This window comes from Amphritea sp. HPY (assembly GCF_050870985.1).
In the GTDB taxonomy this organism is placed as follows: domain Bacteria; phylum Pseudomonadota; class Gammaproteobacteria; order Pseudomonadales; family Balneatricaceae; genus Amphritea.
In genome coordinates this window covers 3,573,578-3,585,760 of the sequence record NZ_CP194015.1, presented here as the reverse complement: position 1 = coordinate 3,585,760, position 12,183 = coordinate 3,573,578, and the positions used below count along the sequence as shown (strand labels likewise).

At 54.0% G+C, this 12,183-nt stretch carries 12 protein-coding genes; 3 read left to right on the top strand and 9 right to left on the bottom strand.

The features are described 5' to 3' along the window. The first annotated feature begins 76 nt into the window (after window positions 1-76). Window positions 77-502, top strand: a complete 426-nt coding sequence (locus ACQUQM_RS16055) for a hypothetical protein (RefSeq protein ID WP_432470893.1) — start codon at window positions 77-79, stop codon at window positions 500-502. Window positions 503-536: 34 nt separating this feature from the next. Here ACQUQM_RS16055 and ACQUQM_RS16050 read toward each other — a convergent pair whose 3' ends face one another. The 7 genes from ACQUQM_RS16050 to dapC all read right to left on the bottom strand — a co-directional run bounded on the left by ACQUQM_RS16050 (window position 537) and on the right by dapC (window position 5,951). Next, window positions 537-926, bottom strand: a complete 390-nt coding sequence (locus ACQUQM_RS16050; protein WP_432470892.1) for a hypothetical protein — start codon at window positions 924-926, stop codon at window positions 537-539. Further along, complete coding sequence (locus ACQUQM_RS16045; protein WP_432470891.1) at window positions 916-1,221, bottom strand: hypothetical protein; 306 nt, start codon at window positions 1,219-1,221, stop codon at window positions 916-918. Before ACQUQM_RS16045 ends, ACQUQM_RS16050 begins: the two co-directional genes overlap by 11 nt. Before the next feature lie 6 nt (window positions 1,222-1,227). Then, window positions 1,228-2,073, bottom strand: coding sequence for a putative RNA methyltransferase (locus ACQUQM_RS16040; protein ID WP_432470890.1), 846 nt, complete (start codon window positions 2,071-2,073; stop codon window positions 1,228-1,230). Between the two features lie 2 nt (window positions 2,074-2,075). Then, window positions 2,076-3,230 carry a succinyl-diaminopimelate desuccinylase gene (gene dapE / locus ACQUQM_RS16035; RefSeq protein WP_432470889.1) on the bottom strand — a complete coding sequence of 385 codons (1,155 nt, stop codon included), beginning with the start codon at window positions 3,228-3,230 and terminating at the stop codon, window positions 2,076-2,078. An 82-nt stretch (window positions 3,231-3,312) separates the two neighbouring features. After that, the gene (dapD, locus tag ACQUQM_RS16030) at window positions 3,313-4,344 is read right to left on the bottom strand and encodes a 2,3,4,5-tetrahydropyridine-2,6-dicarboxylate N-succinyltransferase (protein ID WP_432470888.1); all 1,032 of its coding nucleotides are present in this window, start codon (window positions 4,342-4,344) and stop codon (window positions 3,313-3,315) included. Between the two features lie 33 nt (window positions 4,345-4,377). Next, window positions 4,378-4,719, bottom strand: a complete 342-nt coding sequence (locus tag ACQUQM_RS16025; protein WP_432470887.1) for an ArsC family reductase — start codon at window positions 4,717-4,719, stop codon at window positions 4,378-4,380. A 17-nt stretch (window positions 4,720-4,736) separates the two neighbouring features. Further along, window positions 4,737-5,951, bottom strand: a complete 1,215-nt coding sequence (gene dapC / locus ACQUQM_RS16020) for a succinyldiaminopimelate transaminase (protein WP_432470886.1) — start codon at window positions 5,949-5,951, stop codon at window positions 4,737-4,739. 202 nt (window positions 5,952-6,153) lie between these two features. Between dapC and ACQUQM_RS16015 the strand changes: the two genes are divergently transcribed. Beyond that, window positions 6,154-6,513: a PilZ domain-containing protein gene (locus ACQUQM_RS16015; RefSeq protein ID WP_432470885.1), complete on the top strand. Its 360-nt coding sequence runs from the start codon at window positions 6,154-6,156 to the stop codon at window positions 6,511-6,513. A 61-nt stretch (window positions 6,514-6,574) separates the two neighbouring features. Here ACQUQM_RS16015 and ACQUQM_RS16010 read toward each other — a convergent pair whose 3' ends face one another. Both ACQUQM_RS16010 and ACQUQM_RS16005 read right to left on the bottom strand, forming a co-directional pair. Continuing rightward, window positions 6,575-9,718, bottom strand: coding sequence for an efflux RND transporter permease subunit (locus ACQUQM_RS16010; RefSeq protein ID WP_432470884.1), 3,144 nt, complete (start codon window positions 9,716-9,718; stop codon window positions 6,575-6,577). A 3-nt stretch (window positions 9,719-9,721) separates the two neighbouring features. After that, window positions 9,722-11,080 (bottom strand): HlyD family efflux transporter periplasmic adaptor subunit, encoded by a 1,359-nt coding sequence (locus ACQUQM_RS16005; RefSeq protein ID WP_432470883.1) that lies wholly within the window; start codon window positions 11,078-11,080, stop codon window positions 9,722-9,724. 198 nt (window positions 11,081-11,278) lie between these two features. Between ACQUQM_RS16005 and ACQUQM_RS16000 the strand changes: the two genes are divergently transcribed. Beyond that, a complete protein-coding gene (locus ACQUQM_RS16000; protein ID WP_432470882.1) occupies window positions 11,279-12,130 on the top strand; it encodes an alpha/beta fold hydrolase in 852 nt (283 codons plus the stop codon). Window positions 12,131-12,183 lie beyond the last annotated feature (53 nt).

Genomic DNA, 12,183 nt, shown 5'->3' with positions numbered 1-12,183 from the left:
AGAATTTACTAAAGAATCGGTATTAAAAGCCGAAATAGTCTGAACCTTACTTTAGCAAAAATATTAGTTGTTTTTCATGCAGATTGAACGGATTGAGCAACAGATAGAAACCTATACCTCGTCACTCGCCCATGCGGTGCATGAGGGGCGTGGTGCCGAGTTTTCTATGCTGCTGAGCTTGATTACAACCTCAGAAGATCTGGCCACTAAGAAGGCGCAGCGCAGCAGCGCTGAATTCAGCTTACCCGATAACGCGCTGAGCTATCCTGATCCGGATAGCCTGTATAGTGGAGAGGTGGTTGAGCGGCTTAATCGGGCTGTGAACGAGGATAGGCAGGGTGACTTTGCCTATTTGCTGAGTCACCTGAATATGCAGGCGGCAACGCCACAGAATGAAAATCTCAGTGCCGATTACTTTGCCCGGGTGGGTCTGGCTTCTGCCGGTCGTCTGATGGTCGATGAGATCGACAGGTCGGGCCAGCAGTTTAGCGCCGTCGCTTAAAGTAGAGTTATTGCTCGGGCTTGAGTGTCGTATATCAGGTCTGCCACACCATCTTACTGGTTTCGCCAGTGCTCTCAACTTTCCACCATTCATCCGGATCGTCGCCGGTATTCCAGCCGCCGGCGATGCAGCGAACCTGAGTGTCGAGCTGTTCAGCTGCCTGCAGGGCGCAATCCAGGTCTTTCTGCCACGGGCTCTGGTCTGAGTTGAACCAGACGCTGGTCCAGGCCTTACCGGATACCTTCTCATGGATCATAACGGGTACTGTCTGCGTATCCATCCGGGCAACGAAATGATGTACCTGTCCCTGGTTGTATTCGTTTTCCAGTTGCTTGCAGATCGATTCCAGCCAGTGGGTAATCTGCTCCAGAGAGCGGTCTTTAATGTAGATTTCAATATCCGGATGACGTTGGTTATCGCTCATAATCCTGCTCAGATGAATTGTCGGTTAACAGAAAACGGAAGATGCGTAAGACGCTCAGGCTAATATACCCGAAAGCCGCTACAGCTGCGCCGATAATAGCAGTGATCAGTCCGGCCAGTGCGATTACCTCTTGTGCCAGTGAGCTTTGTAGCAAAAACTCGGTAACCACGAGCAGAATAAAGCCCAGCATAAACAAGCCGATGCCGACTAGCAGAATGTTCAGGTTCTGCCGTACGTTATCGGCGCGATGGATCAGACGTAAGCGTAAACGATGTTTCAGGGAGTTGTTGTGCATAACGGCCTAGCGACGGCTGAACCGGGCCAGTTGAACGTCGAGCGTCAGTTCCAGGCTGTCCAGTTGTGCCAGTTTGTCTTTTGCCGCCTGACCGATGCGCCAGCCATGGGGAGTCATGGCAAGCAGTTGCTGAATCTGCTGCTGATCGGGAAGTGTAAAGCGATAGTTGATGGTTTCGGTGTCCTGGAATGAAAAGTCATCGCCGAGGGTCTGGGCCGGATTAAAACCAGAGTTGCGTACCTGGTCATAAATCAGTTCCCGCAGTTCGATCAAATGTTGCTCTCCCGGATAGGCGATCAGCAGATCGCCACCGGGCTTGATGGTCCGGCTGAGCTCTTCTGGCATCAGGCGACAGAACAGCAGGCTGACTAAATCTAATGAGTGATCAGCGACAGGAATATTAGCGCCTGAAGCGACCAGCCAGAGAATGTTCTTGTCCTGGCGGCAGGCCGCCTTGACTGCGTGCTTCGAGATATCCAGTCCGGCCAGCTGTGCCTGCGGATTTGAATCGCTCAGCTGTTGTTGCATCTTTTGCGTGTAGTAGCCTTCCCCGCAGCCCATATCGAGAATGCGAGGGCTTTCGGTAGAGCTGGTCAGTGTTGTTATCTTGCGGGCAACGGTATCGGCCAGTTGCCGGTAATAGTTTAGCTCCAGAAACCTGCGTCGGGCCTGCACCATTTCGGCATTATCGCCGGGATCTTTAGAGCGCTTCTGGTTAGCTAACAACAGGTTCCAGTAACCTTGCTTTGCGGCATCGTAACTGTGCCTGTTAGTGCATTCCAGGCGCTTGTTATCACCCATCAGTGGCAGCTTGCAGACCGGGCAGCTGAGTTGGAATTGATCAGCAGTCATAATCAGACCTGCCGGCTGTTCGTGCTGAGCAAGCGTGCGAGAACGTTTTCATACAGGGAAGAGAGCGTATCAAGATCCTCTGCTTTAACCCGTTCGTTGATCTGGTGAATAGTGGCGTTGATCGGTCCGAGCTCTACTACCTGGGCGCCGGTTGGTGCAATGAAGCGACCGTCGGAGGTGCCACCGGAGGTTGAAAGTTCGGTATCCAGTCCGGTGATCGCTTTGATTGAGTCGACACAGGCGTCTACCAGGTCGCCGCGCCCGGTGATAAACGGATTGCCACTCAGGATCCACTTAATGTCATAGTTCAGGCCGTAGCGATTGAGGATCTCGTGGGTGCGCTGCTTAATCTCATCGGCAGTCACTTCGGTTGAGAAGCGAAAGTTAAACTGCACATCAATATGCCCCGGAACAACATTGGTCGCACCGGTACCAGCGTGAATGTTGGATACCTGGAAGCTGGTTGGCGGGAAGAATTCGTTACCGTCGTCCCACTTTTCTGTCGCCAGATCATTAAGTGCCGGAGCTGACAGGTGGATAGGATTTTCTACCAGGTGCGGATAGGCAACGTGGCCCTGCTTACCGCGAATAGTGAGATCGCCGCTGATCGAGCCACGACGCCCGTTTTTGATCACATCGCCGACCAATGTGGTGCTGGAAGGCTCGCCGACGATGCACCAGGTGATCTTTTCGTTGCGTGCTTCCAGATGATCGATAACCCGGGTCGTGCCATTAACGAACGGGCCCTCTTCATCGCTGGTGATCAGCAATGCGATAGAGCCGTCATGATCCGGGTGGTGCTCGATAAAGCGTTCCAGAGCGGTCATAAAAGCTGCTAGTCCGCCTTTCATGTCGGCAGCACCGCGACCGTAGAGAAAACCTTCTTCAATGACGGCATCAAACGGAGGGTGATCCCAGCTCTCTTCCGGACCGGTTGGTACTACATCGGTATGCCCGGCGAAGCAGAATAGTGGTCCTTCGGTACCCCGGCGAGCCCACAGGTTAGTAACCTCTTCAAACTGCAGTCGCTCGATATGAAAACCCATCTTTACCAGGCGTTCGATCAGAAGCTCCTGACAACCGGCGTCTTCCGGAGTGATTGAGCGGCGAGAGATCAGTGCCTTAGCGAGTTCAACAGTGGGGGAGTGAGTGGTCATCGAAATACCTTAGGGAATACTTTAGCGGGGGAATGGGGATACCGTCTTGTGACAGTATCCCGGCAGGTACAACCAGGCTTGCTTAGTTGTGTGCGTGCAGCTCTTGGTTTAGCTCGATTGCAGACTTGTTGGTCTTCACTTCGATACGGCCGTTAAGCGAGTTGCGACGGAACAGCAGGTCAGGTTTGCCAGCCAGATCAGCTGCTTTTACTGTACCGACTTCGTTGTTCTGGTCATCCAGCAGGCTGACTTTAGAGCCGGCAGTAACGTACAGGCCTGCTTCAACAGTACAGCGATCGCCCAGTGGCAGACCCAGACCAGCGTTAGCGCCCAGCAGGCAGTTTTCGCCGACAGAGATAACCACATTGTTACCGCCGGACAGTGTACCCATAGTAGAGCAGCCGCCACCCAGGTCAGAACCGTTACCGACTACAACGCCTGCAGAGATACGGCCTTCAACCATGCTTACACCCATAGTGCCGGCATTGAAGTTGATGAAACCTTCGTGCATTACGGTAGTGCCTTCGCCGACGTAAGCGCCCAGACGAACACGGGAAGTTGCAGCAATACGAGTGCCAGCAGGAACAACGTAGTTAGCCATTTTCGGGAACTTATCAACCGAGTGAACATCGATGATACGACCCTGGGCACGGGCGGCCAGCTGACGCTTTGGCAGATCGGCCAGGGAAATTGCGCCTTCGTTAGTCCAGGCAACGTTTGGTAGTTTACCGAACATGCCGTTCAGGTTCAGGCCGTGTGGCTGGACCAGACGCTGGGACAGCAGGGATAGCTTGAGGTAAACCTCAGCCGTTGTTTCAGGATCAGCATCCGTCTCCAGAATGGTCAGGATCATCGGCTGGGCGGTGCCTTTACAGATCTCAACGATCTCGGCCTGGTCTTCAGCGTCAACGGACAGGAATGCACCTTCCAGATCGGTCAGTTGTGCTGCGTTCAGTTCGATCGCCTGATTGCCACCGGTGTAACCGAGCTTGTCGGATACTGCTTTGATCAGCTCATCAGACGGGTTCAGCAGAGGCTGGTTAAAGTAAACTTCTAATAGTTCGCCAGTGGAAGATTGAGTGCCAATACCCAGGCCAAATGCAAAAGTTGTCATCGTTTGTAACTCCATAGAACGTATAAATTTGAATCAGAACAGGGACGCGTAGTTGGCTTCTTTAAAACCCACCTGGTACTGACCATTTAGCTCCAGTAAAGGGCGCTTGATCAGGGTTGGGCTAATCAGCATTTCGCGGATCGCACTCTGTTCATCAATGTTGTTTTTTATCTCGTCGTCCAGTTGGCGCCAACTGGTGCTGCGTTTGTTTAGCAGGGTTTCCCAGCCAAGGGTTGCAGCCCATTGCTCCAGTTGTTGCTGTTCCAGACCGTCTTTACGGAAATCATGGAAACTGAATTCAATACCGTTTGCCTGCAGCCAGCGCTGGGCCTTTTTAACCGTATCGCAATTAGGAATACCGTACAGTGTAGTCATCGTAGTTTTCCTCTCAGTTATCCTTGCAGGGATTCTACATAGCGACGGATACGCCACGCTGCTTCAACGCACTCTTCCAGAGTCGCAACCAGAGCCATACGCACCCGGCCAGCGCCCGGCAGTATGCCGTCGGACTCACGGGATACATAACGGCCAGGCAACACGGTCACGTTTTGTTGCTCGAACAGACCTTGCGCGAACGTATCGTCGTCGATCGGCGTGCCGGCCCAGAGGTAGAAGCTGGCATCCGGCAGCTTAACATCCATCACTGGCGACAGTATTTCGATCACTGCGTCAAATTTGGCGCGGTATTTATCACGATTTTCCAGGACATGAGCTTCATCATTCCAGGCTGCGATGCTGGCCATTTGTGTCGGCAGAGACATGGCGCAACCGTGATAGGTGCGGTAACTCAGAAACGGTTTGATCAGAGCAGCATCACCGGCGATAAATCCTGAACGCAAACCAGGCAGATTCGAGCGCTTGGACAGGCTGTGGAAAACAACACAGTTTTTGTAATCGTTGCGTCCCATCTGTGCGCAGACTTCCAGCAGGCCGACAGGGGGCTGCTCTTCATCGAAATAGATTTCTGAGTAGCACTCATCCGACGCCACGATAAAGTCGTGCTTGTCAGACAGGTTGATCAGTTTAGCCAGCGTTTCTGCGTCAGTCACTGCCCCGGTCGGGTTACTTGGTGAACACAGATAGAGTAGTTGGCAACGCTGCCATACAGCCTCGGGCACCGCATCGAAATCAGGGACAAAGTTGTTTTCTGCGATACAGCTCAGGTAGTAAGGCTCGGCACCGGACAGGTACGCAGCCCCTTCATAGATCTGATAGAACGGGTTAGGCGAGACCACTAACGGTGCGTCTTCGCTATCCGGAGTACGGGCGATCGCTGCCTGCGTGAAAGCAAAGATCGCTTCCCGGGTGCCGTTAACCGGCAACACATTATCTGCGGCGGTCAGTGAACCTGGCTGCAGGTTAAAACGACGGCCGCACCAATCGGCAATAGTCTGACGCAGTTCTGGTACGCCGGCCGTAGTGGGGTAGTTAGCCAGCTTATCCAGATTGCGAGTAAACTCTTCCATCACGAACATAGGTGACGGATGCTTCGGCTCGCCGATGGAAAGGGCGATATGCTCGAGTTCGGCAGGTGGTGTAACGGCCGCTTTCAACTTAGCCAGTTTCTCAAATGGATAAGGTTGCAGCTTCTGCAAATCTGGATTCATGGAATAACCTTGTTGTATGCCCGGTTTTGCGGTGGATAAAAGAGCGGAAATTATACCGGATGGCGGCTTTCAGGCCAATGGAATAGCGGCTTTAACCCGTAATGCTACGAAATTAAGCCGGATCATCGGCTAAAAAGGTGACAAATTAAAATTAACATCATAATCTTGAAGGAGTGGGGGAAGTGTAAGGAGGCAGTGGAAAGTGCTTGCAGATAGTCGATTACACCCTCGGGTTGTTACAAGCCTTGAGGTGAAGGTTGGAACTCACGGTGACAATACCCACGCCCGGATTATCGATATCAGCCTTGGTGGCGTAACTATTAAAGGCGATGGCGAGTTGGCTCAGGCGTTGGCTCTGGAAAATTCCCAGGGCGAAGGTGGCGAGCACCAGCTCAGCTTTGACCTGCCCAGTCAGGCGTTCAGCAAACTGTGTCGGCTGGTTCATGTCAGGCGTTTGTCTCAGATCGAATATGAGTTTGGTCTGAAGTTTCTCGAACTGAATCTCAATGATGTTGCCGCTATTTCTGATTACATCAACAACCATGTACGCAGAGCTGGTTGAATACAGTCAATAAAAAAATCCCGGCCATGCCGGGATTTTTTATGTCGGTTGCAGGGGGGGGTTAAGAACTTTTAGAGCTCATCGCCCCCGTAAAAATCTGAAATCGTGCTTTGCCGTTTTCCAGTATTACCAGCAGGCATGGTACAACCAGCAGGATCAGCACGGTGCCAAAAGCCAGACCAAAAACGATTGAGGTTGCCATCGGGATCAGGAACTGGGCCTGCAGTGACGTTTCAAACAGGATCGGCGTAAGACCTGCAATGGTGGTTAGCGAGGTCAGCAGTACAGCTCGCAAACGCTGACAGGCAGCTTCAACGATAGCCTCGTGGACCGCGACGCCCTTTTTACGCAACTTCTGATAGAAAGTGATCAGGACGATAGAGTCGTTGATGACAATACCGGATAGTCCGAAGCAACCAAACAGTGACAGTATGGTCAGATTCTGACCGGTCAGCAGATGGCCTGCGATAGCGCCGGTCAGGCCCAGGGGAATCGCCAGCATTACCGCCAGCGGCCAGCTGTAGGACGCGAACACCCAGCTCAGGATGATAAAGATCAACGTCAGTGCCAGTAACAGGCCCATCTGCATATCTGCCATAGTTTCACGCTGATTCTTATTACGCCCTTCAAAACTGGCCTGAATACCGTAATCAGCAATAATCTGTTGTAACTGTCCGGCGCGGAAGTCGGCGATTATTTCATTGGCATTGGCTACTGCCTCATCGAGATCCCCCGAGACATTGATCGCCAGCTGGCCGTTGACCCGTTGTAGCCGGTCCAGTCCCTGTTTATCGCTGAACTCGACAATGTTAGCCAGCGGAGCGCTGCTGCCGTCGGGCAGTAAAATCGGTAGCTGTTCCAGGGCACTGAGACGATCCCGCTCACTGTCGGGCAGTACTACTCTGACCTCTATCTCATCCTCACCGCGGTGGAAAATCTGTACCAGCTGACCGTCGAAGGCTGATCGTAACTGGCGACCGACGCTATTCAGATTGAGTCCGGCGGTTTTGCCCGCCGGGGTCAGTTGATAGATCAGCTGGGGTTTACCAAACGGCAGATCATCATCGACATTGCTGACGCCGTTATACTTGCGCAGGGTGTCCTGAACCTCCAGTGACGCGGCTTTCAGGCTATCGATATCTGTGCCGGTAAGCTTCACCTCAAGGGATCTGCCCGCTGGTCCCGTTCGGTTCAGGTCGATAGTGAACTTTTCGATACCCGCGGGCAGTTGAATTTTACTGCGCCAGCGCTTGATGAATTCAGAGTTAGTAACATCCCGGTCGTCAATGGGTGATAGCTGCACATAGAGCGAGCCGAACTCATCGCCCAGCCCGCTGCGTTCACTGGTCCGGTTGGAGTTGGTTTTGCGGTGCTGTTGCAGCGCCATCACCACCAGATTGCCACCCAGTTCCTGTTCTGTTTCGCTCAGGGTGCGGTCAAGGTGCTGCATGAAATTATCGACATGCAGCGGATCGGTTCCCGCCGCAAATTGAATGTTGGCGTTCATCGTTTCCAGTTCAACCGCCGGGAAGAAAGTGAACTTGATCCGGCCACTGTTGACCAGGCCTATCGCGATAATAAAGGCAGCGATGGCAATAGACAGTGTGATCCAGCGGAACTCGATAGCGTTTTCTACCCAGCGCCGGAAACGGTTTTCCTTAAAGTTGTTAAAACCGGCGTCGAGCTTCAGGCGCAGGTTTGATGGGTGCAGGTCTTCCGCCCGGTGCAGACTGTGGTGCAGATGGCCGGGCAGGATCAGGAAGCACTCCACCACCGAGGCGACGATAACGCAGATCACCACCGTTGGAATGTCGATCAGGATGTTACCTATGTTACCCCCGATCAGCAGCAATGGAAGAAAAGCTGCGATGGTGGTGAGCGATGATGCCATGACCGGTGGCAGCATACGGTGGGCACCGCCGATGGCCGCCTGCAGGCCGGGTTCGCCCATCTGCAGGTGGGTCAGGGTGTCTTCGCCGACGACAATAGCATCATCGACAATGATACCCAGCGCCATAATCATACCGAACAGGCTGATCATATTGATGCTGCCACCAATGCCATACAGCACAGCGATTGTGGCCAGAAATGATACCGGAATGCCCACCGTGACCCAGAATGCCACCCGGGCGTTGAGAAACAGGAACAGGATAGCGATAACCAGCACCAGTCCGCCCAGGCCGTTCTTGAGCAACAGGTTGATGCGGTCCTGTATTGCGGTAAAGCGGGCGTCAAAAGTGATCAGCTGGATATCCGGCGGCAGGGTCGGGGTGCGTTGCGCCAGCCATTCCTGCATGATGGCTGCTGCCTGCAGGGTGTCATCGCTTTCGGTGCGGCGTAGTTTCAGCTGAATGGCCGGCTGGCCCTTGTAAGTGAGAAAGGTCTGGTTGTCCTGGCTGCGCCACTGAATGTCGGCAATATCGCCGAGCCGGACTAAGCGGCCTTCCCGCTCAGTCAGCAGGGGCAGCTGCTCAAAGCCATCGACATCCCGCTGCTGGTTCAGGCTGCGTACCTGACGGGATCCATCGCCTTTAGCGGCAGTACCTGCCGGCAGATCGACACTGCGCTGATCGATTACCTGGGCGACAGCGCCCAGGGTCATGCCTAGTTCATGGAGCTGAGCGGAGGATATCTGGATCGCGATCTCTTCTTCCGGCATGCCTATGAAATCGATTTTGCGAATGCCTTGGTCTAGCAGTTCCCTTTCAAACTGACGGGCCAGTGTGCGTAGCTCCTGTTGTGATGTCCTGGGGCTGGTAAGCAGTATGCTGGCTATATTTTCATAGCGAATGATCTGTTGCACCACCGGCTCTTCTGAATCACTGGGAAGGCTCGAGATACCGTCGATTTTCTGTTTTACCTCATCCTGGATATAAGCGATATCACTGTCTTCTTCCAGCTCAAGGCGGATCGAAGCTGCGCCCTGGGTCGCGGTGGAATAGATGTTGTCGATGCCGTTGACCGCTTTCAGCTCGCGTTCGATCGGCAGCACAATGGAGCGCTCGACATCTTCTGCCGCTGCGCCGCTCCAGGGTACTGCGATAGTAATTACATCCAGTTCGAAGCTGGGGAAAAACTGAGTGTTGAGTTTTTTAAGCCCCCAGACTCCGGCAAGAATCATCAGCATCATCAGCAGATTAGAGGCGACCCGGTGTTCAGTGAAAACCGCGGTCAGATTTTGCAACGGACCCTGATACTGTTTCATCACTTACTCCGCGGCGTTTTTTGCTTGCTGATCGGGCTCCGCCGATGGCGCAGTAGTGGGGGCTGATTCGACGCGGGGCTCAGACTCTGGCAAAGGACCGGCCCCGACGACCTTAACCAGCAGGCCTGAGATTGCGTTGGGTAACTGAGTCGCCAGTATCTGATCATCGCTTTGCAGGCTGTCGCTGCGTACCAAAATGATCGGTTTACCCTGGCTGTCGATGGTGTCACCAACCTTAATGATACGGTGGGATTCGAGCCGGCCCCGGGTTACGCTGTAGAGTCGATCGGTGCCATAGATTGCCTGGGGAGGCAGGGCCAGAACCCGATCGATGGCGGGCAGCGCTACATCGAGAGCGATAGCGCGTCCTGGTTCCAGGCTGAAACCGGAGCTGACCACCCGAAGCAAGGCGTCGACACCGACCCGGCCGCTGCCAACTTCACCCGCCAGGCGGTCCAGTTGCAGATCGAGAGTCTGACCATCCAGCTCTGCGCGGGCGATTATGCTGGCACTTGCCGCCAGCTGGCTGCGAATACGGGGCAGAAAACGGCTGGGTATCTGGGCGCGAATCTCAAGGTTTCTGTCATTATAGATCGATAACAGCGTATCGCCGCTGCGGACACGGTCCCCCGGGGCAACACTGATGCTGGCGATCCTGCCGGCATAGGGCGCCCTGATCGACGTGCGCTCCAGATCCAGCGCGGCGCTGTCCCGCAAGGCGCTGGCCTGTTGCTGCTGTGCGGTGAGCTGGGCCATCCGGTTGGGATGATCGGCAATCGATTGTTCGCGGCTGTTAAGCGACAGGGCTTGTTGTTGTTTGGTGCGGCGGGCTTCATCCAGCTGGTTCTGGCTGGCGGCCTGACGGCTGCTCAGATTTTTAAAACGTTCCAGGGTGCGTTGCGTGATGCTGACCAGCTCGCGTTCGATCCGCAATGCCTTCAGGTCTGACTGGTAACGTACCTTCTCTGCTTCGATCTGGGCGTTGATGCGATCAACGTCGGCCTGGCGTTGAGTCAACAGCAGTTGAGCATCCCTGTTATCCAGCTGAATCAGCAGTTGGCCGGCGCTGACCCGGTTACCTTCGGCGATAGCCTGTTCTGCGACATAAGCGGTCACAGAGGACGATAACGTACTGCTACGGGGCGATTCGACTTTTCCATAAAGTGTCAGCCGGGGTTGGCGGGACTCAAAGCGGGCGGGCACGGTTTTAACATTCCACTGCTTTTCCTGTACCGGGCGTGACGGCGCTGTCGGCTTAGTGGCCTTCAGCACCGCAAATAGTATTACCGCGAAGAGTAATATAACAATCGGTAGTATCCAGCCCTTGTTACGCTGGAAAAAAGTCTCATCAGTGGCGGCCATTATCGGGTCCATGTCAGATCTAAGGAAGGTGCTAACAACCCCCTTCCTAAAGGCAGGTATATAAGTGAATCATAATACACATTATCCGGCCGAAGCATCAGTTAAGGCAATTCTTTACAATTCTTTACTAGCTGGTAGTTTGATACAGGTTGGATCAACCGATCGAATGCAAATGGTAGTGACAGGAAGGAGCAGGGCATGCGGACCAGTTCAGTATTAGCGCTTAATCCACAGGGGTTTCACCGTATGGTGTATCACGAGTGGGGCAATGCCGACAATGATCGGGTGCTGGTATGTGTGCATGGCCTGGCCCGTAACAGTCGTGACTTTGATGATCTGGCGCTGGCTCTGTCCCGCGACTATCGGGTGATCTGCCCTGATATTACCGGCCGAGGCCAAAGTGACTGGCTGCCGGAAGGGGTTGCGTATGATATTCCCCAGTACCTGGGAGATATTACCGCGCTGCTGGCCCGGCTTGATGTGAATAAGGTGGACTGGGTCGGCACTTCGATGGGCGGTATCATTGGTATGTGCCTGGCGGCGCTGCCTAACTCGCCAATCCGTAGCCTGGTACTGAATGATATCGGAAGCTTTATCCCGCAGCAGGCGTTGCAGCGTATCAGTCAGTACCTGGGCGATCATCGTTTTGCCAACCCTGATCAGGTGGAGCAATATATGCGCCGGACCTATACCGCCTACGCCGGCCTGAGCGATCAGCAATGGCGTCACCTGGCTCAGCATGGTCATCGTCAACTGGCTGATGATGAGCTGGCGCTGCATTATGATCCGCGACTGGCGCAGGCGACCCAGGCGGCGCAAGATCAGGATATTGACCTGCAACCGATATGGCAGCAGGTGACTTGTCCACAGCTGTTGATCTGGGGTGATCAATCCGATGTGCTAAACGCGGAGACCGTGGCGCAGATGCAGCAATATAAACCGGAGCTGGACCTGTACCGGATTAAGGGTATGGTACATGCTCCGTCGCTGATGGAATCTGAACAGATTGATGCCGTTGTGCGCTGGTTGCGGGATCACCGCAACCGCTAGCGATAGTCGGCCAGAATACATTTACCCGATGCCACAGATCGGGGAACCGCTTA